We start from the raw sequence: 23,901 nt of genomic DNA, 5'->3' as shown, positions 1-23,901 counted from the left end.
GGTCCAAGCGGCTTCCTTTCTTCATGGATTTATTGTTTGAACGTTGTCAGCAAGCGTTTGACGGTCTCGCCCATCTCGTTCGTGAAAGTCTCGTAGACCTTAATTTGGATCGGGTAATCCAATTGGCCGCTTCTGGCATTAAGATCGATCGTATTCGTGCCGTTGTACAATCGGCCCTCACCGGATAGATCACTCGTCGTTTTGCCGACGGGATTGCCGATGTTGTCGAACAGCTCGAAGGATAGCTTACTGTTGTACTTATCCGCCGTCACCTGCTTATCCGACTTAATATCCAGATCCAGCTTCAGCTTATAATCATAGGTCAGTGTAGCCATGTATATCGCCGAAATCGTCCAATTCTTGATCGTAATCTCATAAGGGTACACATTCAGGGTTTTGGCTGTGAAGTCGTTCGGCTGAACCGGTACTTTCGCTGTTGCCAGCAACGATCTGTACGTTGTATCTCCGCTTGCTTGCTGGCTGTACAGGTTCATTTTCAAGTCTTCTCCGGTCTCCGAAGATGGAAGCGCGTAGGAGTAACTCACGATATAAGAAGCATTGGGAACAACGGTGAGCGCTGTTGACGCCTGTCTTCTGCCTCCATACGCGTAACCGTCTTTGCTCACAAGCTCCGTTGCGATCGCCGGGATCGGGATCGGGCGGTCGCTGTTGTTCGTCAATTTAAATTTCGCAACTGCTGTGTTAAAACCGTCGTCATCGTTATTGGTGACATGCAGCTCGACCAGCGATACATCGACATTCGAAGGTACGAATTTATTCGTCGAATCGAGCTTGACCGGCGTACCCAATGTGTAATCCGGCGCCGGGATGACGCCCTGTGTTGCCGCACCTGCCGGGAGCAGAATGTTAATGCGCCCTACCCGGTAAGTATCCTCAAACAACTTGCCGTCCGGGCCTGCCGCGAAGAAGCTCTCCGGCGTTACCACATTCAAGCTGGAGAATTCCGTCTCGAGGTCGGTTGGGATGACGACATGGATGTACTTCTTCTCGCCCGGATCCAGTACAACCGATGCTTCTGCGCGGCTGCCGGAATATACGGAGCTTGCGGTTTTACCATCGATGCCGAAATTCGGAACCGTTTGACGTTCCTTGGTCGGGTTCACGACCTGAATTTGCACAACGTTGGAAACACCTTTAGCGGTAATTTCCTTGTGGATATCGACTGGAGTGAAGCCTAGTGGGGAATGCAAGGACGGCAAGCTAAATGGCTCGCCCCATTTCAGCAAGGCGGATGAGTTCGTAATTTCACTGTCGCTGCCGCTCCACACCAGTCCGGCGTCAACCGGAACGCTCAACAGCGTCGTTTCTTTCTTGGGATAAACCTCTAAATCCACATCAACGAAGCTTAGATCCGTTAATTCCGCGTCATCGGTGCGCTCAACCGTCGTCATATAGCTCAGCTCCTGCTGGCTTTTGGGCTGGATCGACTTCGGATTTTTGGCGCTTGGCTGCAAGGTGTACTCAATCCCGTCATTCATCCGAACACGCAGTTCATAATCCGGTACTCGCGTCACTTTCCCGCTCGTATTGCGAACGCGGATGACGGCCCCCAGCTTCGTCGTATCGGTTTCATGATCGTTTAGGATGCTTTTGATCTCCACTTCAACATGATTGGTCAACGAATAGCTGGGTATCGCAGCTGTTTCAGTAGAAATAACGGAACTCACATCTTCGGCGGCCCATGCCGGCATAGCGGCAGTCGTCAAAAGTGCAGCGGATAGTACAATAGTAGCCAACGATTTCTTCATCTTCTTATTCACGTCTTACGCCTCCTTGAGCTCGTGTTAGTTGCTCACCTTGATTTTGTCTTGATCTTTCAGCTGGTGCTGTCCGGATATGACGAGCATCTCGCCCTCTTTGACCCCGGAGATGACTTCCTGATTCGTTTCATTTAACCTTCCAAGCTCTACCTTACGCTTCTGAACCGTGTCGCCGTTAACAATATAAACATAGCTGTCTCCGCCTTCGCGAACGATACTAAGACTCGGAATAACCGGAACGATCTGTTCATCGTCTTTCGTAAGTTCAACTTGTGCTTTGGAGCCCGGCTTCAGCTTGCCATCCGGATTCGGTACTTCAAGCTCCAAGTCGTAAGCTTTGGATTGACCGTTGATGACATCCGATAAAAACGTAACTTTCGCGGTAGCTTTGTCCGTCATCCCAGGTATGTAGAACGTTAATTCGCTTTTGCCGCGAACCAGGCTGGCCGAAGCTTCCGTCAATTGCGATTTGATTTTCACAGGATTCGTCTGCTGGACTTCTCCTACTCGGCCGCCTGGTGCCAGCGTCTGGCCGACAGTCACATTCAAGTCGGTCAAAATGCCGGACGCCGGAGCTTTTACTTCCAAATTGCTTAACGTTCGCTCAATATTGCGGGCGCTGACTTGAGCCGACTCCAGACTCGTTTCCAATTGGGCATAAGAGTTTGTTTCCTGCAATGTTTTCAACGATCTCTGTGCACTCGCCAGGTCCTTCTTCTGATTCGTAAGCGCCGTCTCCGCTTGATCCAATTGCGATTTCGTTGCCGTACCCAGATCATACTCGTTACGCACTTTATTGTAGGCTTTCTCCAGATCGTTAACGGCCGTCTCCATTTTGGCAACGCGGTCTTTGGCATCCTCGATGCCGTTGGTCGTATTTTGTTTCGCCGTGCTGAGACCGTTTTGCGCGCCTCGAATGCTCACGTCATTCAAGTCCTTCTGAATCAGTGCGTCCGTCGGATCCAAGCGGAACAAGACGTCGCCCTTCTCTACTTTCTCCCCGCGCTTCTTGACGATTTCGATGACTTCCCCGCCTGTCTTCGGCACGATGTCCAGGAGGACGGACGATACGACATCCCCCACCTGCTCGATAGGCTCACCGATTTTTTGCTTTGCAATTTTCGCTGTTTTCACAACTTTCACGCCCTGCTCAGCGGCCGGTGTCGGCGACGGGCTGGCTGCCGGAGATGCGGTGCATCCGGTGACGATCGCCGCGCTAAGCGCGACGATCCCGATGAATTTGGCACTTTCCTTCATTGTCAACAACTGACGTTTCATATTCGATTTCTCCTTTTCCCCTGTTCAGCTTATTGAATCGCAGATGGCGTTTCCGTTTGGATGGAAGACGACTTGCCTTTTCGCTTGAACCATCGGCCTTCTCTTTTCTTGAATAAGATTTCGTACATGATAGGCACAATTACGAGCGTCAATAGAGTTGAAGTCGTAAGACCGCCGATAACAACGACCGCCAAACCTTTGGAGATAATGGTGCCTTTGGATAAGCCGAGCCCTAATGGCAATAGCGCGATGATCGTTGCGCCTGCCGTCATAATAATCGGTCGTAGACGGGTAATCCCTGCCTCGATTAACGCATCGCGGATCGAATAGTTTTGTTCCCTTAGCTGCTGCACACGGTCTACGAGTACGATCGCATTCGTTACGACGATACCGATCAGCATGAGGAAGCCGATGAGCGAGGTAACGTTGATGGATTCTCCTGTAAGTAGCAAGCCCAGCAAGCCTCCGATTGCGGCAAGCGGCAGGGAGAATAGAATGGCAAGAGGTGCTCTTGCGTTCCCGAAGGCGATAACCATGACGATGTACACGATAAAGATGGAAGCGAAGATAGCGACGAACATTTGCATGAAGCCTCTATTAATATCGTCGGAAACCCCTTTGACTTCGCGGGAAACGCCGGACGGCAATTCCAGCTTCGCCAACTCAGCTGTAACCTTTTGGCTCACGCCGCCTTTATCCGTGCTATCGATTTTGGCCCGGACGCTGACGATTTGCTCCTCGTCCTCTCGGCTGATGCTGTTCGGTGCTTCGATTTGTTGAATGCGGGCAATCTCGTTTAATTGAACGGTTTGACCTGTCGGCGTTTTGATCAGGAAGGTGCCTAATTTATCTACAGAGTTTTTGTAAATAGGGTTCAGCATCACCTTCGTGGCATAGGTCACATTGTTGAATTTCAAATCTCCCAGCTTTTCTTCGGCAATCCAGGAGTTGACGGCCTGCAAAATTTGCGCGGAGGAAAGTGCGTACAAACGCGCCTTATTTTGATCAACGGTAATCTCGACTTCGGTCTTCGAATCGCTCAAGCTGTCTTTGATATCCGTTAATTCAGGGAATTCTTTGAGCTTTTCTTTCACCATCTGCGAGGCTTGCTTCAGATAGAGCTGATCGTCGCCTTTCAAAGAGTAGGAGAAGTCCGCACCCGTTGAAGTCGGAGGTCCGCCGGTGAACAATTGTACGTTGACCTCGGAGCCGGGAGGCATTAATTTCAGCATATCTTCTTTATACGTCTTAACGGCTTCCGTCGCGTTCGTGTCCTCGGTAAGCTCGAAGAACATCATCGCTCTGTACGCGTAACGGTCACTGCTTTGGTTATATCCGACTAACGATTCAATATATTTGAACGCCGGATTTCCTTTATCATCCTTATGGGTTTTCAATTCTCTTTCGAGCTCTTTGGACTTTTCGTTCATCATTTCCAGCGATGTTTCGCGCGGCATCTTGATTTCGATAGCGCCTTGCTTTACGGATTCGCTGTTCGGCATGAACGCGACCGCTAAGTTCGGAACAGTGATAACGATAGATAGAATAAGGGCTACTGCTGCAATAAATAATGTTTTGATGCGGTTGTTTAGAGACCAAATGATCGCTTTTTTGTACCTCTCGCCCATCGGTCCGACATGATTCTCGTCGTGATGAGTTAACTTTTTGCTGGAAAGCACCATCAGCTTCGCCAACATCGGGATTACAGTTAAAGCAACAATCAAGGAGGAAAGCAGGGCAACGACAAGCGTAATGGCAAAAGGACGGAACACTTCGCCTACGACCCCGCTTACGAAACCGATCGGTCCGAATACGCCGACAGTTGTGATCGTGGAGGACGTGATCGCGCTTGAAACTTGCTTTGTCGCCAATTTGATAACCGACTCGTTGCGCTTCTGTGCGACTTGCAGTTGGCTGTATATGTTCTCGATAACGACGATACTATCGTCTACGACCCGGCCGACGGCAATCGCCATACCGCCGAGTGTCATAATGTTCAAGGAGATTCCGAGCGGCCCCATCACCAACAAGGTGACAAGGATGGATAATGGAATGGACACGAGTACGATCAACGTCATACGAATATTACGCAGGAACAGCAGGATCATGACAGATGCCAGAATGGCACCCAAACCGCCTTCTTGCACCATGCCGTGAATCGAATCTTTAATATCGTTCGCGGAATTGTAAATTTTGTGGAATTTGACGCCAGGCATCAACTGCGACCATTCGGCCATTAGCGCATCGGCGCTATCCGCGAATTCAACGGCATTTGCCGCTTTCGTTTTGTACAGCAGGACGCCGATTGCCGGTCTATCGTCCAGCCTTGCAATAAACTTCGACTCGCTGATCGCTTCCACCTTGGCAATTTGCTTGAGAAGCAGCGTGTCGCCCGTTTGTGTCGTAATTTTCAAATTGTCCAAATTATAGATAGTGTCCATTTCGCCTTTTACGCGAACCATTTGCGAGTTGCCGTTGAAATCGACCGTACCCGCAGGACTGGAGACAAGCGCAGCTTTAATCGATTGGGAGACATCGGCCGGCGACATGCCATAATTATTAATCGCAGGCGCATCCAGCTTAATCGTAAGGACTGCATCCTGATTACCTACGGAGTCGACATGGTCAACCCCTTTGAGCCCATTAAATCCCGGCAAAATTGTGTTCTTGTAGGCGTTGTCGAGCTCCGCCTGATTCATGCCTTCATCCCCGTATACGGCCAAATAATAGACCGGCTCGGAAGCGAACCCCGCCGTCAGTACCTTAGGCTTCTCAGAGCCCTGCGGGAGCTTGACGTTAGAGATCAAACTCTCTACGTCTTTCTTCACATCTTCAGGCTTCTTATCCTGCTCGAGCTCCAAAACAATTTGCGAATAGTTATCCTGGGAGCTCGAGCTTAGCGTCTTGAGACCGTCTAGACCGGCTACAGCCTTCTCTAGCGGCTTCGTAATTTCCTCCAGCACATCCTTCGGAGGCGCTACGTATGTAGTACTTACAATGACGACCGGAAAAGTAATATCTGGAAAACTTTCTACCTTGAGCGTCGTTGTGGAATACGTCCCACCCACGACTAACAGCAGCATGAGGATGAAAATTGCTGCCACATTTTTCATTGAAAAATCGGTTAACTTGGACATTCTCACTTCTCCCCTATCACCAGCTTTAATACCTTGTAACTTACTGCCCTCAACCATCATAACTGGAATTTCTTAACAAAACATAAACTAACGTTGAAAATTTTATGTATTTTCTCGGCCCTGATTCATTATATATCGGTCTGTGTATAAAAACAGGTGAATCAAGTCATATTTCAGTCATATTTTGGTCATATCGGCATCTGTTTGGTTATGACTATCTGTGACTTTACTAACAAAAAAAGCGAAGGCAGATGCCTTCGCTCGGATGTGGAATCAATCGGTTGTTATAAACCAGTCGGCCTTCTGGGAAGCAAGCAGCTTCCTCTGCCCTTGGAACTCATCGTAGATGCTTAACGTGTATTTCTCAAGGAATTTGGATTGAAAAATAAGTCCTGAATCCGAAATGGAAATTTTAAAGTTTTCTCGCTGGCCTAGCCGGATTTTCGTATCTTCGTCGGCTGTTGACTCTCCGTTATAGACGTCGAAGTCTTTGAAATCGAACTTTCTCTCGAACCGTTTGATGCCGCCGCCATCTTCGAATACCAGCAGCAAATTATGGCCCTCCGTATTGATTTCGGTCAGCTTCTCTTTGGTAAGCTCGTAGTTGAACTTGAGCGTGAACACGCCGTCCTCAATTTTGGTGCCGATTTTATCGATCGAGATCGTGTAGGGGAACAGCTCCACGTTTTTCAACGTTGTGAGCACGTTCTTGCTTTCGCTCGGCAGCCAGTAGGCGACTGGATTCACATAAGAATCTGCGACCGCCTTGTCACCTTCGGACAGCTTGCCGTCAGTGACCGCTTCGCCCAGGAGCAGATTCAAATTCTCCGTGGAAAACCCCTTCGGTACGGGAGCCCAGACGTTCAACAGCGCCTTGCCTGTCGGACTGATCTTGTTCTTCACCTCTGCAACCGTAGCCGGAAATACCGTTCCGTCTGCAGAACGGAAATTCGCGACAAGCTTGGCGGCATTCGTAAACCGCTTCTCGAGATTCGTTACCTCGACCATGGCCGAGTACATGACGCTTGTTTTGTCCTCATAAGTGGATACGCTGCGAATCGCATACTTGGCTTTACGTCCGACATCCGTGGAGGAATAGGACTGGCCGAGACCGACGAAAGGAACCGATTGGAGCTCAGCCTGTGAGGAGAACTCCAGTACGTCCGTTGCCGTCGTTCCGCTCGTTCCCGTCTCTCCGGTCGTCGGCGTTTCCCCCTCATTTTCCTGAAGGACAAGCTTCACTTCTGAAAATTCGTACGTATAGGGCACTTTGCCCGCGAGCTGCAAATTCACACTCGATCCCGCACCTAATCCGATCACCTTGGCGGTCTGAATTAGCTTGGCATCGATTTTGACCGCATCGTCCAGCAAGAAATAGCCGGACAATTTCGGAATCGGGAGCGACTCGTCACCTTTGTTGCTTAGGACCAAATCAGCGGTCAACAGATCCTGATCCTCCCAAGGCAACCGGTGCAATCCGCCAAGCTGGGCTGTGTATACCCCTGATTTGTTCGTGAAGGAGTATTCCTTCCCGATCGATCCGCCATCCTGTGACGAAACGGCCGGCAGCTGGAAGTTGGCAACAGCGACATTCAGCTTCAGATCGGCGATCGTCTCGGCGATCGCGAGCTGCCAACCATCCGCGGCAACCGCCACCGGAATAGATCCGGAGAGCTGAATCTCCTTGCTCTCCTTCGGATTGATCTTCAAATCCTTCAGCCCCTTAGCTTCCAAGGGATACAGCAATCCTTCCGGTGTTCGTATCGAGAACAAATAGGCCGGTATGGTAACCGTATGATTGCCGGCATTCTCCAGCGTGACGTACACCGTCGGAACGTGATATTTTTCATTTTTGTTGGATACGAATTTCTTAATGGATGCATGGACATCCACCCCGCCTACGGTAATGGCTGCCGCTCCGTTTACCGGCGTGACGTCGGTAAAGTCGTCCGGGACGGCAACTTCACCAAGCACTCTTTCGAAATTCGTTTGGCTGAAGTCCCATTTGATGAACTGTACCACAAGATCCTGCAGCTTCGTGTCGCCATTCAATGTTGCATAGAAGGTCAGATCTGTCGTAGAACCGGGGGCGACCCGGTTCTTGTCTTTGTCGGCAGGAAGCAGGCGTGCCGAGAATTGATTGCCCGACTTGCTTCTCAGTCTGGCCCAATAATCGATGAACTGCAATTCGCTGCTGCCTTCGTTATGAATCGTTATCGTGAACGTTGCGATTTTCCCTGTTTGATCCGGCATGACATGGATGTGCTTCAGTTCGAAATAACTGCTGCTCGTAATCGGCACTTTGCCGATCGCCTGCGTGACAGCGACCGGATTTCCGTCAGCCCAGACCGGGGTTATGGCTCCGAAAGCCAGCGTGGCGGATAAGGCAACGGTTGCTGCATATTTGTTGCGGAACTTGATGTGCATGATCTAGATTGCCTCCTTATCAATGTGACTAGCCTGGAAGTTACTGTTTAACCGGCAGGTACAGCTTCCATCATCGGTTTCGGCGGCTCGCCAGGATTTTCCTTCATTTGTTTCAGCATCGCGTCGCCCTGCGTCTGCCATTGCTTGAGCGCTTCGCGGGCCGTCGTTTTGCCTTGGAGAACATTGTTGAACTGCTGGCGGCCAATTTCTTGAACCTGATAGATGTTCGGCATATCGCGATACAGCTTGAAATTATTTTCCGGTGGTACAGGCGTAACGTTATAGAAGGCTTCCATATGGAATTCCGCGCCGTCTTTCGGCTTCAAATACTTGGACCGTGCAACCAAATTATAAGAGCTGTGTGATTTCAATTTGGCCCAATCGTCACCGTTGATGAATTTGATAAATTTCCATGCGTCTTCCGGGTTCTGCGCTTTGGCATTAATCCCCATTATCCCGTTCATATAAATGGATCCGCCAACGCCTTTGGCCTCGGGATGGGAAGGAATTGTTACGACATCCCAATCGATCGGCGTGTATCCTTTATAGCTGGCTGCGTTCTTGTTCGCGCTCGTAATTTGCTGGATTTGGCCGTAGTTAATAATTCCCATGGCCAAACGGCTGGACATGAAATCGTCATAGGCAAAAGGATTCTCTTGATCGAACTTGCGGTTCATCCCTTTTTGCGGATCGATAAGCTCCGGGAATACATTATCTTTCTGGAGCTGAGCCATCCTCGTCCAAACCTTCTCCCATTGATCCGTATCAACCGTCATCTTCTCGCCGGCATCGTCATACATTTTCAGTTGGAGCGGTGCCGTATACATCTGCATGCCATAGAACAAATCGCCTTGCGCTTGCGTGGAGAACGAGAATCCGTTAATCCGGCTGTCGCCTTCCCCCTTCGTAATCCGTTTCGACAGATCGAAAACTTCATCCCACGTCATGCCGTCCTTCGGGAAATCCACGCCTGCATCCATGAACAATTTCTTATTATAAATAAGTGCAGATGAGCTGAATGTAGGTGCCAGCGCATACAGCTTGCCGCCGCCCGCATTCTTAAGACCGTCGATAACGGCCGGAACGATGCCCGTCGTATCGAATTTATCTTTCGTAATCATGGGATCCAATTGCGTCAGCATGTTGCTTTCAATAATATCCGGCAGCTGCTCGAAACCGACCATGACGACATCCGGCGGGTTATCGCCCTGCATAACCTCTTTCAGCTTCTCCATCGGATCCGGCATCTTCTCGCCCGCCTTCATAGCGCCGTACCGGTATTTGTCATCCATCGTCGGAATCACTTCGATCTTGACGTTCGGATTCGCGAATTCGAAGATTTCCGTGAATTGCTGCCGGAAGTATTCATCGTCTCCGAACCCCATCGTGGTCGCGATCTTCAACACCCGCTCCTGTTTGTCATCCGTGTTCTCGCTTTTCGTACAAGCCACTGCCAGCGGCACAACCATCGCCAGCGTCAGGGATGATGCCAGCATTTTACGTGTGATTAATTTCATTTGGTTTTACCTCCATCAACATGTGAATTCATTTTCATTCCTTCATGCCCAGGCAGAACTTTCGGCGCTCTGATCATGATCGTCTCGCCGTCAAACTCCATCGTAGCTTTGTCTTCGATTTGCAAGGCGTTCAGGTAGGCTTTGGGTACTTGCAAACGGCCGGCCCGATCCAGAACAACGTATTCCTCATGCGCCTCTTGGGCCATTGCGCCGTCGCTGTCACCATCTCCGGCGGCCATCGGGCTTCTGGCGATGAACTCGGAACTTGTCATGCCGTCCCGGATGGCCACCACGCGGCCGACTTTGCCGGCCATCGATAAATCATGCGTAACGATGACGATCGTTACTCCTAATTCCTTGTTCAAGCGTTGGAAAATCGAGAGAATCATATCCGCTGTTTTGGAATCAACCGAACCCGTCGGTTCGTCCGCCAGGAGCAGCCTTGGCCGGTTCGCAAGCGAGATGGCGATCGCCACGCGCTGCTGCTCTCCGCCTGACAGCTCTTGAAGTTTATTATTCAGACGGTGGCCGAGTCCGACCCATTCCAGCAGCTGCTTGGCATAGGCGGGATCGTATTTCCCGCTAAGCATCATCGGCAGTTCCACGTTCTCCAGCGCCGTCAAGTAAGAGACGAGATTGCGGGCGTTATTCTGCCAGATAAAGCCTACGGTATTCCGCTTGTATTCGACCAATTGCTTATCGGTAATTTTCAGCAAATCCCAATCACCGACACGCACCTGTCCTGCGGAGGGACGATCAAGCCCCCCGAGAATATTGAGCAGCGTGGATTTGCCGCTTCCGCTATTCCCGATAATTGCCATCAGCTCACCGGCATCGACCTGAATGTTGAGACCTTGCAGAGCAACAACTTCGACTTCGTCGGATTTATAAATTTTGACCAAACCCTCGCAAGTAATCATTCTATTTCTCCTCTCCGAGCTTCACAGCTTGATGAACGCGCAGCCTTCTAATATGTAGAAAGAGCAGTAAGGCCCCGGTTGCCATCATGAACGCTACGACGAAATAGAGCTGATACGTGTCTTTGGAGTCAAATACGACCCGGAACGGCGGAACCTGCGTTTTCACATTTTGCGAGGTTTGCAGGAAAGGCAGGAAGAAGTAACTCGTCAGCTTCCCGATGACAATACCTAATACGATCGATAAGCCTGCGGTAAAGATTTGCTCCAGCAGCAGCATTCCCGTCAACTGTTTGCGGGACAGCCCCATGGCGCGCAGCACGCCGAACTGGACGACACGGCTGGATAAATTAAAGAACCAATACAGCATGTAGCCGATCAAAGAAACAAGGACCGATACGATAAAGCCCAAGCTAAGAATCCCGAACACCCCGCCCCTTGCCGGGAGCTTCTTCTGGACGATAAGCTCGTTCCGTACGTCTTTCACGGAAGCCAGCTCGATGCCTTTGGCTTGCAGAGCGGTGATGAGCGGTGCCACCTTGGCGTCCGGCTTCATTTTGAGCCATACGTCATAAGGAACCATCGGGGCTTGATCGTACACGTAATCCAGATTCGTAATGAAGAAAGGGATTTGATCGGGATACTGACTCGGCCAGTACGGCAATATGCCGACGATGACGAATTCCACCGGCTGCTGACTGATTGTAATCGACAGCAGATCTCCGGGCTTAAGCGCATACTTGCTGGCATAATTGGCCGGAATAATAACCGCTTGCTCATAGCTGCCCAGCAAATTCAAATATTGATGCGGGTGCGCCGGGAACAGATCCGGCCGGAACCAGGCCACTTGGGCAAAGTCGACATTGTCGATTCCCATCACCATGCCTTGGCCTGTGGATTTGCCGGAAACGACGACATTGCCTTTGGTTTGTAGCACTCTGGCCGCCGCCTGAACGCCTTCCAGCTCGCGGAAAATTTGGAACGGCGGCTCGACGTAGCGGATCTTCGAAGGCGGCTCTTCGCCGGGATTTCCCCCGCCTTGGCCTCCACCTTGACCGCCTTGACCGCCTTGACCGCCTTGACCACTTCCGGTTCCGCCATTCCCCCCTGCTCCGGGATTCCCTCCTCCCTGCGTACCGCCGCCTGCATTCGGATCTTTCGGCAAATCATCCGAGAAGCCCTCCCAGACAGTCTGCATGACGACATCGGTTCCGTATTGGTACAGCGTCCTTTCCGTCGAGTTCAGATCAATCGTGCGTGCGGCCGAGGAATTATAGACGCCGAGTCCGAGAGTGAGAACAAGCAGCAGCATTAAGGGATAATACGCCTTGGACGAGCGAGATAGCTGCACGAGCGTCAAGTAAAGCGGCACAGACAGGAATCTTCGGCCGAGCCACCCGAACAGACGCAGCAGCCAAGGGAAAACGCGCAGAAAAAAGAGTCCGAGCGCGAAAATCGAGAGCGCCGGCACGAAGAACAGCAGCGGATGCACTTGAAGCTGATCCGTTGTCAGACCGGTTTGCACAGACAGAATTTGACGCTGATCGAATAAATAATAGCCGTAGCCGACGATTCCCAGCAGCACAATGTCGAGAAACCACCGCTGCCAAATCGGCGACCGGTCGGAGCGCGCCAGGAGCTGCTTATAGTTAACAATCGACGACTTGGCAAACAGAATCGCCGGGATGACACTTGCCAGTATGGCAATGAGTACGGCTAGCCCGCCGTAGAGCATCGCTTCCGGTGTAAAGCCGACCGGGATCGATTGGCGGTCGACGAAGGTCAGGAAGCCGCTTGACGACCCGATACTTTTCGCCATGAACCAGCCCAAGAGCGGTCCAAGTACGAGCGCGACGATCCCCAGCAACAGACCTTCCAAGAAATAAACCCCAATGATTTGCCTCGTGCTTCCCCCCCTGCTTCGCAGCGTAGCGATGACGCCACGCTGCCGATCGAGCGATTGTCTGGCATTCATGACGATGTAGTAGAACACCATGGCGATCATCGGCGCAGCCAGCGTAAATAACAAAATCTGCATCTGCAAGCTTTGCGCCTTAAATTCCGCCAAAATGGGCTTGAAGGAAACATCGACCTTCGTATTTTTCAACTTCTGGAACAGATTGATATCCAGCCTCTCCAATTGACGGTCAAGCGGCGACAATTGGCTCGTTTGAATGTTGCGCAAATCGAAGGCATAATACCAGTTGGCGAGCTGGAGCGGAATCTTCTTCTCCGTCAACAAGGTTTTCATAAAAACATCATCAGGTACGATAAGGGCATTAATCATCCCTTCGAAGCCTTGAAACCAGTAGGCGTCCGTTTCGTCCTTCGGCTTGAAGGCGCCGACGATCCTGACCTTCAGCAGCTGGCTGCCTCCTGCGCCGGAAACGGAATAGTTGAATACATCCCCGATATGCAAATCGTTGCGGTATAGGGCTTCTTCAAGTACGACTGTATCCACGATGCCGCCTTGCACTTGATTGCCGGCCATTTGGCCGACAGTCCATTCCACATGCTCGTTCAGCCCGCTCCATGTCGTGATGGTCATCTGCCGCCGTTTGCTGGGATCCACCTTGGACGGATCGGCAGGAGACATCTGAGATCCCTTGATCGTATAGCTTTGAGCATAAGTTTGAACGGGAAAGCCGAGTTCCTTGGGAATTTCATCACCTATGTAGACATTGACGTCCTTCAACTCTTCCAACCCTGCGCGTTCGTTCCCCACTGCCTGGTACCTCATGAGCAAGGAGCCTGCCGGCAATCCGCTGCTCTTCTCTTCCAGCGACTTGGCTACGACCCGCTTCAAGGAGCCGTCCGCATACATCGGGATGCTCGTGGTGAAGGCGACCGCCATGATTAAACCAAGCAAAGTGGATAACGTCAGCCAGCGTGTATTCCACATCTTCCGAAATAGAAACCGAAGCATCGGTATTGACATCAGCGACCAACTACTTTCTGCCCGGCGGTAAGCCCCTTCACAATCTCCACATCCGTGGACGTCTGTTGGCCGATCTCCACATCGACTTCCTTCTTAACGCCTTGATTGTCGATGACTTGCACGTAATTTCTGCCGGAGTACGAACGCAGCGCCGCAAGCGGAATGGTCGTCGCATTCTCTTTGCGCTGTGTAATGATCGTCACGCTAAGCGGAGTCCCTCGATTCAGCCCCTTGGGAAACTCATCCAGCTGAACGACCAAATATTGATCGATCGAATCCTGTCTCCCGCCTTGTCCATCCCCCGGGAAACCGCCGTTATTGTTGCCGTCCGCTTGCGGGATAGGCAGCTGCTTGACCTTCCCTTTGTGCTGTCCGGCAGAATTAATATCGACGAGCGCCTCCATCCCGATGGCGACCTTCTTCGCATCGTCGGCGGAAATGCTTGCCGCTACCGTCAATTCGTTCAGGTCGGCTAATGTTGCGACGGATTCGTCCGTCTTCACCGTATCGCCCTTCTTCGCCGTCACGCTGACGATCGTTCCGCTGAACGGGGCGAGAAGCTTCGATTTGCTGACTTGCGTCTCAAGCTTCGTCAGCTCTTCCCGCTTCAGTTCAAAATCAATCTTCGCCTGCTCCACCTGTTCCGGCGTCATTTCGTCAGCTTTGCGCAGCGTCTCAATCATCGTCAGTTCATCCTTGCGCGTCTCCAGCTTCTTGCGCTTCAAATCGCTCTCCAGGTCCGAGACGTCCAGTTCCGCAATAGGCTGCCCCTTCTCAACGGCATCTCCGTTCTTGACCAGAATGGCGCTAATCCGCTTGGAACTCATATCTTCCGAGAAAAACAGCTTCTCTTCCTGCAGCGCCATCAAACGCCCGCTTCCTCTCACTTTCGTTTCCAGCGTTTCCGTTTTGACCGTATATTCGGGCTTCTTGGACAGCTTCGGCGGATTAATCGTCGGAAGCGCCTCCTCCTCCTGCTCCTTGGGCAGCAGTGAACAGCCGGTAGCGAACAATAAAGTTGTACATACTATAAGTGCAGCTGCTGGTTTCAACCAGCTAGGAGACGAATTTACCGTCCACCATTTCATAAACATGATCGGCAACCTCCAAAATTGTAGGGTCATGGGTAGTCATACAGATCGTAACCTGCTCAGTTGCGATCATACTTCGGAACACGGACATGATCTGCGCTCCCATCTGGGAGTCCAGCTCAGCCGTCGGCTCATCGGCCAGGATGAGAGCCGGCTTGTGGGCAATCGCCTTCGCGATCGCTACGCGCTGCTGCTCGCCTCCCGACAGCTCGAAAGGACGGTGATGCATGCGCTTGCTTAAACCCACGAGATCAAGGCAGTACGCGACCCGCTCTTTCCACTGGGATCTTGGAACTCCGGCCATTCGAAGCGCAAGCTCCACATTCTCCCAGGCGGACAATAGCGGCATTAACGCATAAGATTGAAAAATAAACCCGATTTCCTTGCGCCGAACAAGCGTTCTCTCATCATCGCCGTTTAGATGGAACGCATGGTTCAGGAACTGGATCTCTCCTTCGTTCGGTTGATCAAGTCCTCCGATCATATTCAACAGCGTCGTTTTCCCTGAGCCTGAACGCCCTTTGAGCATAACGAGCTGAAGCGGTCTTAGCTCCATGTTGATGCCTTTCAGCACCTCCAGCCGCTCACCGCCAACCTGGAAGGATCGATGTACGCCCTTAACGGTCAGCAGTGGCGAATCCGAGGGAAAGCGCGAAGGAAACTGCTCGGCAGCAGGCGGCTCCTCTTCGATCGTTACGCCTTCGGCAGGGCTTTGTTTGCGAAACCATTTCGCCATATGGCAAGTCTTCCTTTCATTTCCATAATGGAATGTTGTATTAATAAGACGGAGCATCTGCAAAAAAAGTTACAAGAAGCTGAAAATTTGCTGAAAGTTTTTTAGCCAGACATCTCTGCATGAATCTATTAAAATATACTATTAAATGTAAAATAGTGTCATCCAACTTATTACCTAATTTTTCCCAAAAAGAAAAGACCATCCCGGAAGCCGTTTCCGACTTTCCAAGACAGTCCTGTTCTCTTACCCTTACGATTCCATAGCCTCGTTACGAAGCACCATATGAAGGTGATCCTCCCAAACGCCGTTTATTTTCAAATATTTATAGGCCAGCCCTTCCTCGTAGAAGCCCAGCTTCTTCACAACCATAAGCGAGGCGACGTTGCGAGGCATGATGTTGGCTTCGATTCTGTGCAAATTTATGACGTCGAACGCATAGGAGATGACAGCCCTTACCCCTTCCGTCATCAGACCGCGATTCGCGAGCCGCTCGTCCATCCGATAGCCCAGATGGCAGGATTGGAACGCCCCGCGGACAATATTGCTCAGGGCAATGGAGCCGATCAGCGCCCCCTCATATTGCATCCACACCTTGAATAAATGTCCATCCACGATGAGCTTGGATTCTTTGTCCAAAAGATCCGCTTGAAACTCTTCTGTATAATAATCGTCATTCCGCTCCGGTTCCCATGCTTGCAGAAAAGCCCGATTGCGGAGCACATAGTCCAGTACGAGCCCAGCCGAGGACCGGTCGAACTTCAGCAGCGACATACGGTCCGTCTTCATTAACGCCTGCATGATAGCTTCCCTCGCTTCCTTCAATGTTCACATATAGCGTTACATCATCATACCCGCAACTACTCACTCCACGCAAATTGTTAATTTCATTGCAGGAATTTACCGGACTTTGGGGAAATTATGAATGGCAGTTTTTTTAGGATGGCTGCAAAAAAGGAGATTACAGATATGATCGATACCGTCAAAAGCTATTTGGAAAAGCAAAGGAATCAACATATAGAGGAACTCATGCAGTTTCTGCGGATTCCGAGCATTAGCGCTGTCACGCAGCACGTGCCCGATATGGAGCGCTGTGCGGAGTGGGTCGCAGCATCAATGAAAGCGGCAGGTCTGGAAAATATTGAGATCATGCCGACCGGAGGCCACCCTGTCGTCTACGGAGATTGGCTGCATGCGGAAGGAAAGCCGACCGTACTCATCTACGGGCATTATGACGTTCAGCCTCCGGAGCCTCTGGAGCTTTGGGAAACGCCGCCCTTCGAACCGACGATTCGCGACGGCAAGCTGTTCGGTCGAGGAAGCACCGACGACAAAGGGCAAGTGCTGCTTTACGTCAAAGCCGTAGAAGCATTTCTGCGTACACACGGCAGTTTGCCGGTGAATGTCAAGTTCTGCATTGAGGGCGAAGAAGAAATCGCGAGCAAGCACCTCCCCGCTTTCGTCGAGAAATATCAAGACAAGCTGAAAGCGGATGCGGTCACACTGTCCGATACCCAGATGCATGGGCCTGGCAAACCGGCGTTGATGTACGGACTGCGCGGGCTTGCCGCCTTTGAAATTACGATTGACGGAGCGAACAGCGATCTGCATTCGGGTTTGTTCGGAGGCGCTGTTCAGAATCCGATTCATGCCCTATCGAAGCTGCTGAGCTCTTTCCACGACGCCGAAGGCCGCGTTGCGGTCGAAGGCTTTTACGACCGTGTCATTGAGCTTTCCGACAAAGAGCGCGAATCGTTCAAACAGGTTGAGCCGGATGAGCAGAAAGTGCGGGCCGATCTCGACGTGCCGGTCTTATACGGGGAGAAAGGTTTCTCGTTCTATGAGCAGACGACGTCCAGACCGACATTGGAAATTACATCCGTCAGCGGCGGATTTCAAGGGGAAGGCATCAAACCGATCATTCCGAACCGGGCCTCCGCCAAAATCGCCTGCCGCCTCGTCGCAGCGCAGCAGCCCGATGAGATTATGGATGCGATCGAAGCGCATATCCATGCGCAATCGCTGCCGGGCGTCAAAATAACACTGGACCGCCAGCTCCGCGGCAATCCGTTCATTACTCCGATCGACGAGCCGGTGATGGTCGCGGCCGCAAGCGCTTATGAAGACACATATGGAGCTTGGCCCGTCTATACCCGAAGCGGTGGTTCAATCCCGATCGTTGAGGTGTTGGGCCGGGTGCTCGATGCCCCCGTCGTTCTGCTGGGCTTCGGTCTGCCGGGGGAAAACCTCCACGCGCCGAACGAGCATTTCCATCTGGACAACTGGGATAAAGGAACCGAAACGATCTGCCGCTTCTGGCTGAAGCTCGCGGAATCGAATGAACAAGCATAAGGGGATGGATTGAACGCTATGAACACAGATCGGCTCACGCTCCGCGACGCGCGCTTGGAAGACCTCGCGGAAATTGTACGCATTTATAATTCGACGATCGCCGGACGCATGGTTACCGCTGATACGGAGCCGGTGACGGCGGGAAGCCGGGAAAACTGGTTTCACGAGCATTCCGCGGATTTCAGACCGCTATGGGTGCTTGAGAATGAGAACGGAATATGCGGGTGGCTCAGCTTTCAATCGTTCTATGGCCGTCCGGCTTATAATGCCACGGCGGAAGTCAGCATTTATATCGACGAGTCCGTCCGCGGACAGGGCATCGGCCGCTATTTGATGGAGCGAGCTATTGAAGCTTGCCCTAGACTTGGGCTCAAAACGCTGTTAGGATTTATATTCGGACACAATGAACCGAGCCTGGCGTTATTCCGTAAGTTCGGCTTCGAGAGTTGGGCCCATCTGCCAGGTATCGCCGAGCTGGACGGGATCGAACGCGATCTGATCATCCTCGGCAAACGGGTCGGTTAAACTTGTTCACAACAAAAAGCGCTTTCCGCAAGTTGTAGGTCGACGTTTGTCGGCGTCCATGCGGGAAGCGCTTTTTGCTTATGATTCGCTTATCAAAGCCTCAGCCTCAATCTCGATCATCAACCTCGGGTCAATCAAAGCTTTCACCTCGACCATCGTAGCCGCAGGCTGAACCTCCCGGAAAAATTCGCCGTGTGCCCGGCCGAACTCCTCCCATAAGGCAATATCCGTGACATACATGCGCGTGCGGATAACATCCGACATGCCGGCGCCAAGCTCCCGAAGCGCCTGTTCAATCGTCTGCAGAACGAACCGCGCTTGTTCATACGGATTCCCAACCCCGACAACCTCGCCGTCTTTCATAGCTGTCGTACCGGCAACCTCAATGCGGTTCCCTACCCGAATCGCCCTGCAGTAACCGACGAGCGGTTCCCAAGGCGAGCCCGTATATACTCTTGTGCGTGTCATACTTCCTACTTCCCCCTTCTAGACAAAGTCGGCTAACTTCTCGCGTAAGCTTTGCGACACCGGCAGGAGAGGCAGCCGAAGCGCCGCGGATTCGATGACGCCTTGTTGTTCGAGCAGCCATTTCAGCGGAGCCGGATTGGGCTCTTGGAAAAGCAGCCGAACGAGTGGCAGCAATTGTTCAAATAGTTGGCGGCTCTCCTCATACTCACCGGATACAAAATGACGGTACAAGGAGACAAACCGCTCCGTCTCAACGTTGGCGGATGCGCTCATCGCGCCTTTGGCTCCGGATTGCAGCGCAGGATACAGCAGCGAGTCTTCCCCGCAAAGTACAGGTTTGGATCCCAGTCGGGTAAGCTCGGTTACCAAATGTGTGTTAGGCGTGCTGTCTTTCATCCCAATGACGCCGTCAAGCTCCAAGATCGCTCGAACCGTATCCAGCTCCAAGGTTATTCCAGTCCGATGCGGGACCTCATACAGAATAACCGGCACCCCCACACTAGCAACCTGGCGAAAATGCTCGATGACCCCCTGCTGGCTCGGCTTGTTGTAATACGGCACAACCACCAAAGCAGCATCTGCTCCCAGCTTGCCGGCCGCTTCGGTCTTCCGCACCGTCCCGCGCGTCTCATTCGTCCCCGTACCTACGACGAGCGGCACCTGCACATGTGCAGCTTCTCTGGCTGCCTGGGCAGAAGCGAACAGGATGCCTAATTCTTCATTGGATATTGTCGGCGATTCCCCAGTCGTGCCATTCACCACAATTCCATTAACTTCATCTTGAAACAATTGATAGGCATGATTATAAAAGGAAGCGGCATCCACCTCTTCATCCTCATCAAATGGTGTAATAATCGGAATATATATCCCTTGCAAATCTTGCTCTTTTAGCATATGCGCCCACTCCCCGTTAAAAATATGATGTAAACATACTTTAGCATGGAACATCACATCACAGTTAGCTATAATAAATGATAAGTCTCATCAAAAATTTTGATAATGAACGGAGGGGCTCCGGTGGATCTAACCTATTTCCGAACGTTTCGAGAGGTCGCCCGAAGAAAGAGCTTCACCAAAGCCGGCGAAGAACTCGGCTATGCACAATCCAGCGTAACGATGCAGATCCAGAAGCTGGAGCGAGAGTATGGCGTTCCGCTCTTCGAGCGGTATGGGCGCCAGCTGCGGCTGACGGCACCGGGTGAAACGCTGCTGAGGCTTGCTTCCCAAATGCTTGATTTGTATGATCAATCCCATGAAATGCTGACAAGCCAAGCGGCCGGAACATTGACAATCGGGACGATCAATTCGCTCGCAGCATACTTCCTGCCCCCTTTTCTGCAAGCTTTGAAACAAAAGTATCCCCACCTCAACATCCAGCTCTACCCAGATACGGAGTCGTCTCTCATCTCGAAAGTCAAAGAAGGCGATTACGATATCGGGCTGCTCCTTGACCGCTATCCCGCCGATCCCCTGCTGACCTGTACGAAAATCCGCGAGGAACCGCTGGTCCTCGTTGCACCCACGCAGCATCCTTTCGCCCAACTGGACCAAGTCCGCTTAAGTGACCTTCAGCAAACGGAATTTATCGTTACGGAAGAAAGCTGTATTTACCGGGGGATGTTCGAGAAGCTGCTCAAAGAGCACGGCGTGCCGCTGCACATCGGTTTCGAGCTCGGCAACCTGGAAACGATCAAGCATTGCGTGATGAACGGTCTAGGTCTCGCGCTGCTGCCGAGAATTGCCGTGCAAACCGAGCTGGAGCTGGGCAAGCTGGCTTCGCTCTCTTTTACGCATGAGCAATTGTCACTAGACATTCAGCTGCTGCTCCATCCCAAGAAATGGATGTCCCAGCCGTTACAGGCATTTATCGGCTTACTGACGGCAGGGCGTGTCTGAGATTCAGCGGCTCAAGGACAGCGTGAATAGAGCGCCGCGCTGAGGTGAGCCTAGCAGCGGGAGGCAAGAATAGCGTAGGCTTCCGCTGAAAAATAGTTCCCTTTATACGTGTGTTCCCCTTTCCGAAGCTAACAATAGCGGGATGAATTGGCAGTATCACGGAGAGGGTTGGTGCTGGTTGGTGGTGGCTGGTGGTGGTTGGTGGTATATGATGCTACTTGCCGCTACTTGCCGCTAATTGATGCTAAATGGTGATAATTGTGCTAACCAGATGCTACTAATTGGAGCTACTTGTGCTACTTGATGCTAGACGGAACGCTATTGAAACTAGTCGGTATTAGCCGGAGCTGCTTACAATCACACTCGGAACACGATATGCATCCTCCATCTCGCCATTTCCTCATTCGAATGGTTACAACACCGTTGGCAACCGACCTGAGTGATGCAGTGCCGGCTTAGGCGGTACTTTCTCCTATAAGTTGAAGTGTAACTGGAATTTCTCCTGTTATTTGCTGCGCATACGTTGAATTTCTTCGTTGTAACTGGAATTTCTCCTGTTAATTATCATCAAAAACGCTGGCCTGATGGAGAAGAACAGATATTAAAGGGAGTAATTCCCTTTATTTACATATTACCCTCTCCAATGATGAAATTAACGGGATAATTTCCAGTTAAGCTCGTCTGGGATCGGCGGGACATCGGCGGTAGTTATTGACTCGTGGTTGCTTCGTTGTTATTTCGTTGTTGGCCGGCGTAAGGTGTGTCGTCGTATCTTCGACGGGTAGCCATCGGCCGTTTGTTGCATCGTCATGGTTAACCGTGCAGCGGCGAGGCGGCATGTTTAACCACCCCGGAGGGTATTTGCCGGAGCTAGCCGGCAGCCGGCATAAGCACCGCTATGAACCAACCGGTGCACAGCTTGCTTGCGCAGCTGCGCCAAGACGCTGCTGCACAAATAAAAGAAGCCCTCCTTCTCGTAAAGGTAGGGCTTCTTTCTTTTCAACCATCTATATGCGGATGTCGATGTTGCCACCCAAATGCGGCGCCGCTGAAGCGGTAACCAGCTGCTGGGACTTGGTAAAATCCTGTACCATCGTACTGACTGCTGCAGTCTGCATATCGTTCATTTTGCTAAGCAGTTGGATGCCAACAGCTTGCTTCAAGGCATCTCCGCCGCTAATCGCGTTGAAGACGCTGCTGCTGATATTCATTCGCGTGCTCCTCCCCTCATCGTTCGGTAGCTGGCTGGCATACGGCCGAAGCCGGTTAGCCCCTGTAGCTTTGCGTCTGCCGCTTTCGCGCCATTTGCCGGTTCGCAGATGTTAGGTTTGCACCTGGCACAATACCAGTATAGGCTCATACCGCACGATTCGTCAATCTTCGACTACACCAACGAATCGACTGCTCAGTCCTATACGCCGTACTCGGCCGGATTCGCTCTCCAGGAACGAAGCAAGGCCATATCCGCTTCCTGAATAGCCCCCTTCTCCAGCGCCACTTCCAGCAATGTGGAGTAGTTCGAGAGGGTGTGCAGCGGCATGTCCGCCGCTTGAAACGCATCCGTTGCTTTATCCAGCTGATAAGAGAAAATCGCAAGTACGCCAAGCGCAGCGGCGCCGGCTTCTTTGACAGCAAGGGCTGCTTTCAAAGAGCTGCCGCCTGTCGAGATCAGATCTTCGATCACGATAACCTTCTGACCCGGCTTCACAGAGCCTTCGATCAGATTTTCTTTACCGTGGCCTTTCGCTTTGTCGCGAATGTAGATCATCGGCAGACCCAGCTTCTGAGCCACCCAAGCCGCATGAGGAATGCCTGCCGTTGCCGTGCCGGCAACGACTTCAGCATCCGGGAATTTCTCTTGAATCAGGCTGACGAAACCGTCGGCAATCGCCTCGCGGATCGCAGGGTGCGACATCGTCAGACGGTTATCGCAGTAGATCGGAGATTTCAAGCCCGATGTCCAAGTAAAAGGCTGCTGCGGTCTTAACGCAACCGCACCGATATCTAAAAGTGAAGCTGCCACATGCTTCGCAATCGTTTCAAGCTGTTGACTCATGAGACTTCCACCGTTCCTTCCTTTGATAGGTGCTACAAGACGCTACAAGACGGAATCGATAATCGATTCCAACGCCGCTCTAGGATCTGCCGCGCCTCTGATCGGTCTCCCGATCACGACGTAGTCCGTGCCCTGCGCGAACGCCTCGGGAGGCGTCATGATGCGCGACTGGTCGCCTACATCCGCTCCCGCAGGACGGATGCCCGGCGTCACGGTGACGAATGCGCCGCCGCACGCCGCCTTGATCGCCGTCACCTCAAGCGGTGACGCGACGACGCCTTGCAGCCCCGCGGCTTGCGCCAGGCGGGCATAGCGAAGGACGGCCTGCTCGACCGTTCCGGTCAGGCCGATCTCTTCGTTCAGCACCTGCTGCGACGTGCTGGTCAGCTGTGTCACGCCGATAACGATCGGGCGTTCGGCGCCTGAGGCAAGCCCCTTGTCCACACCTTCCAAGGCGGCAGCCATCATGTCCTGGCCACCGGCGGCATGGACATTGAACAGATCCACACCGAGGCGCGTGACGCTCTCCGCCCCGCCCTTGACCGTGTTCGGGATGTCATGCATCTTCACGTCCAGGAACACCTTATAGCCGCGCTCTTTCAGGGAGGAGACGAAGCCGGGACCTGCAGCATAGAACAGCTGCATGCCCACCTTCACGTAGCAAGGAATGCCCTCGAGCTGCTTGAGCAGCCCTTCGGCGCTTGCCGCATTCGCATAGTCCAGCGCGACCATGATACGGCCGGCGACATCCGTACGCGTTAATACTGTCAAGTCCGTCACCTCTT

18 protein-coding genes and 1 riboswitch are annotated in these 23,901 nt (G+C 52.1%); of the genes, 3 read left to right on the top strand and 15 right to left on the bottom strand.

All coding sequences use genetic code 11. The annotated features are described in order from the left end of the window. Positions 1–29: 29 nt before the first annotated feature. The 10 genes from PUT07_RS23580 to PUT07_RS23535 all read right to left on the bottom strand — a co-directional run bounded on the left by PUT07_RS23580 (position 30) and on the right by PUT07_RS23535 (position 16,620). Positions 30–1,781, bottom strand: coding sequence for a hypothetical protein (locus tag PUT07_RS23580; protein ID WP_274471060.1), 1,752 nt, complete (start codon positions 1,779–1,781; stop codon positions 30–32). A gap of 24 nt (positions 1,782–1,805) precedes the next feature. Next, positions 1,806–3,059, bottom strand: a complete 1,254-nt coding sequence (locus tag PUT07_RS23575; protein WP_274471059.1) for an efflux RND transporter periplasmic adaptor subunit — start codon at positions 3,057–3,059, stop codon at positions 1,806–1,808. Positions 3,060–3,088: 29 nt separating this feature from the next. Next, entirely contained in the window at positions 3,089–6,196 is a 3,108-nt protein-coding gene (locus PUT07_RS23570; protein WP_274471058.1) for an efflux RND transporter permease subunit, read from the bottom strand. A 273-nt stretch (positions 6,197–6,469) separates the two neighbouring features. Next, on the bottom strand, positions 6,470–8,623 hold the full coding sequence (locus PUT07_RS23565) for a COG1470 family protein (RefSeq protein ID WP_274471057.1): 2,154 nt from the start codon (positions 8,621–8,623) through the stop codon (positions 6,470–6,472). Between the two features lie 47 nt (positions 8,624–8,670). Next, complete coding sequence (locus PUT07_RS23560; RefSeq protein ID WP_274471055.1) at positions 8,671–10,140, bottom strand: ABC transporter substrate-binding protein; 1,470 nt, start codon at positions 10,138–10,140, stop codon at positions 8,671–8,673. Further along, positions 10,137–11,060 (bottom strand): ABC transporter ATP-binding protein, encoded by a 924-nt coding sequence (locus tag PUT07_RS23555; RefSeq protein WP_274471054.1) that lies wholly within the window; start codon positions 11,058–11,060, stop codon positions 10,137–10,139. The genes PUT07_RS23560 and PUT07_RS23555 overlap by 4 nt, the downstream gene beginning before the upstream one ends. 1 nt (position 11,061) lies before the next feature. Next, on the bottom strand, positions 11,062–13,995 hold the full coding sequence (locus tag PUT07_RS23550; RefSeq protein WP_274471053.1) for an ABC transporter permease: 2,934 nt from the start codon (positions 13,993–13,995) through the stop codon (positions 11,062–11,064). After that, positions 13,995–15,089: an efflux RND transporter periplasmic adaptor subunit gene (locus PUT07_RS23545; RefSeq protein WP_274471052.1), complete on the bottom strand. Its 1,095-nt coding sequence runs from the start codon at positions 15,087–15,089 to the stop codon at positions 13,995–13,997. Before PUT07_RS23545 ends, PUT07_RS23550 begins: the two co-directional genes overlap by 1 nt. After that, entirely contained in the window at positions 15,052–15,822 is a 771-nt protein-coding gene (locus PUT07_RS23540; RefSeq protein WP_274471051.1) for an ABC transporter ATP-binding protein, read from the bottom strand. Before PUT07_RS23540 ends, PUT07_RS23545 begins: the two co-directional genes overlap by 38 nt. A gap of 249 nt (positions 15,823–16,071) precedes the next feature. Beyond that, complete coding sequence (locus tag PUT07_RS23535; protein WP_274471050.1) at positions 16,072–16,620, bottom strand: GNAT family N-acetyltransferase; 549 nt, start codon at positions 16,618–16,620, stop codon at positions 16,072–16,074. A 168-nt stretch (positions 16,621–16,788) separates the two neighbouring features. Between PUT07_RS23535 and PUT07_RS23530 the strand changes: the two genes are divergently transcribed. Further along, positions 16,789–18,171 carry a dipeptidase gene (locus PUT07_RS23530; RefSeq protein ID WP_274471049.1) on the top strand — a complete coding sequence of 461 codons (1,383 nt, stop codon included), beginning with the start codon at positions 16,789–16,791 and terminating at the stop codon, positions 18,169–18,171. 18 nt (positions 18,172–18,189) lie between these two features. Then, positions 18,190–18,696, top strand: a complete 507-nt coding sequence (locus PUT07_RS23525) for a GNAT family N-acetyltransferase (RefSeq protein ID WP_274471047.1) — start codon at positions 18,190–18,192, stop codon at positions 18,694–18,696. Between the two features lie 78 nt (positions 18,697–18,774). Here PUT07_RS23525 and PUT07_RS23520 read toward each other — a convergent pair whose 3' ends face one another. Continuing rightward, positions 18,775–19,164 carry a RidA family protein gene (locus PUT07_RS23520; protein WP_274471046.1) on the bottom strand — a complete coding sequence of 130 codons (390 nt, stop codon included), beginning with the start codon at positions 19,162–19,164 and terminating at the stop codon, positions 18,775–18,777. A gap of 18 nt (positions 19,165–19,182) precedes the next feature. Then, entirely contained in the window at positions 19,183–20,058 is an 876-nt protein-coding gene (gene dapA / locus PUT07_RS23515) for a 4-hydroxy-tetrahydrodipicolinate synthase (protein ID WP_274471045.1), read from the bottom strand. A 123-nt stretch (positions 20,059–20,181) separates the two neighbouring features. Between dapA and PUT07_RS23510 the strand changes: the two genes are divergently transcribed. Next, positions 20,182–21,060: a LysR family transcriptional regulator gene (locus PUT07_RS23510; protein WP_274471043.1), complete on the top strand. Its 879-nt coding sequence runs from the start codon at positions 20,182–20,184 to the stop codon at positions 21,058–21,060. Between the two features lie 1,007 nt (positions 21,061–22,067). On the opposite strand, the gene PUT07_RS23505 is transcribed toward PUT07_RS23510, so the two are convergent. The 3 genes from PUT07_RS23505 to pyrF all read right to left on the bottom strand — a co-directional run bounded on the left by PUT07_RS23505 (position 22,068) and on the right by pyrF (position 23,848). Then, on the bottom strand, positions 22,068–22,271 hold the full coding sequence (locus PUT07_RS23505) for a putative motility protein (protein ID WP_274471042.1): 204 nt from the start codon (positions 22,269–22,271) through the stop codon (positions 22,068–22,070). 22 nt (positions 22,272–22,293) lie between these two features. Then, a riboswitch (cyclic di-GMP riboswitch) is annotated at positions 22,294–22,380 on the bottom strand. A gap of 91 nt (positions 22,381–22,471) precedes the next feature. Then, positions 22,472–23,116 carry an orotate phosphoribosyltransferase gene (gene pyrE / locus PUT07_RS23500; RefSeq protein WP_274471041.1) on the bottom strand — a complete coding sequence of 215 codons (645 nt, stop codon included), beginning with the start codon at positions 23,114–23,116 and terminating at the stop codon, positions 22,472–22,474. Positions 23,117–23,158: 42 nt separating this feature from the next. Next, positions 23,159–23,848 (bottom strand): orotidine-5'-phosphate decarboxylase, encoded by a 690-nt coding sequence (pyrF, locus tag PUT07_RS23495; protein ID WP_274471656.1) that lies wholly within the window; start codon positions 23,846–23,848, stop codon positions 23,159–23,161. Positions 23,849–23,901: the final 53 nt, after the last annotated feature.

Source organism: Paenibacillus sp. MAHUQ-63 (assembly GCF_028765165.1).
Taxonomy (GTDB): Bacteria; Bacillota; Bacilli; order Paenibacillales; family NBRC-103111; genus Paenibacillus_E.
Note: the sequence above shows the minus strand (reverse complement) of the source record. Positions and strands in the feature narration are given on the sequence as shown.

What these genes read in the sequence shown, in the direction of transcription:
- PUT07_RS23550 (WP_274471053.1), bottom strand. Translation starts at nt 13,995, where the DNA reads ATGTCAATACCGATGCTTCGGTTTCTATTTCGGAAGATGTGGAATACA.
- PUT07_RS23505 (WP_274471042.1), bottom strand. Translation starts at nt 22,271, where the DNA reads ATGAATATCAGCAGCAGCGTCTTCAACGCGATTAGCGGCGGAGATGCC.
- pyrE (WP_274471041.1), bottom strand. Translation starts at nt 23,116, where the DNA reads ATGAGTCAACAGCTTGAAACGATTGCGAAGCATGTGGCAGCTTCACTT.
- PUT07_RS23575 (WP_274471059.1), bottom strand. Translation starts at nt 3,059, where the DNA reads ATGAAACGTCAGTTGTTGACAATGAAGGAAAGTGCCAAATTCATCGGG.
- PUT07_RS23545 (WP_274471052.1), bottom strand. Translation starts at nt 15,089, where the DNA reads ATGTTTATGAAATGGTGGACGGTAAATTCGTCTCCTAGCTGGTTGAAA.
- PUT07_RS23525 (WP_274471047.1), top strand. Translation starts at nt 18,190, where the DNA reads ATGAACACAGATCGGCTCACGCTCCGCGACGCGCGCTTGGAAGACCTC.
- PUT07_RS23540 (WP_274471051.1), bottom strand. Translation starts at nt 15,822, where the DNA reads ATGGCGAAATGGTTTCGCAAACAAAGCCCTGCCGAAGGCGTAACGATC.
- PUT07_RS23535 (WP_274471050.1), bottom strand. Translation starts at nt 16,620, where the DNA reads ATGCAGGCGTTAATGAAGACGGACCGTATGTCGCTGCTGAAGTTCGAC.
- PUT07_RS23530 (WP_274471049.1), top strand. Translation starts at nt 16,789, where the DNA reads ATGATCGATACCGTCAAAAGCTATTTGGAAAAGCAAAGGAATCAACAT.
- PUT07_RS23555 (WP_274471054.1), bottom strand. Translation starts at nt 11,060, where the DNA reads ATGATTACTTGCGAGGGTTTGGTCAAAATTTATAAATCCGACGAAGTC.
- PUT07_RS23560 (WP_274471055.1), bottom strand. Translation starts at nt 10,140, where the DNA reads ATGAAATTAATCACACGTAAAATGCTGGCATCATCCCTGACGCTGGCG.
- PUT07_RS23565 (WP_274471057.1), bottom strand. Translation starts at nt 8,623, where the DNA reads ATGCACATCAAGTTCCGCAACAAATATGCAGCAACCGTTGCCTTATCC.
- PUT07_RS23520 (WP_274471046.1), bottom strand. Translation starts at nt 19,164, where the DNA reads ATGACACGCACAAGAGTATATACGGGCTCGCCTTGGGAACCGCTCGTC.
- pyrF (WP_274471656.1), bottom strand. Translation starts at nt 23,848, where the DNA reads ATGGTCGCGCTGGACTATGCGAATGCGGCAAGCGCCGAAGGGCTGCTC.
- PUT07_RS23570 (WP_274471058.1), bottom strand. Translation starts at nt 6,196, where the DNA reads ATGTCCAAGTTAACCGATTTTTCAATGAAAAATGTGGCAGCAATTTTC.
- dapA (WP_274471045.1), bottom strand. Translation starts at nt 20,058, where the DNA reads ATGCTAAAAGAGCAAGATTTGCAAGGGATATATATTCCGATTATTACA.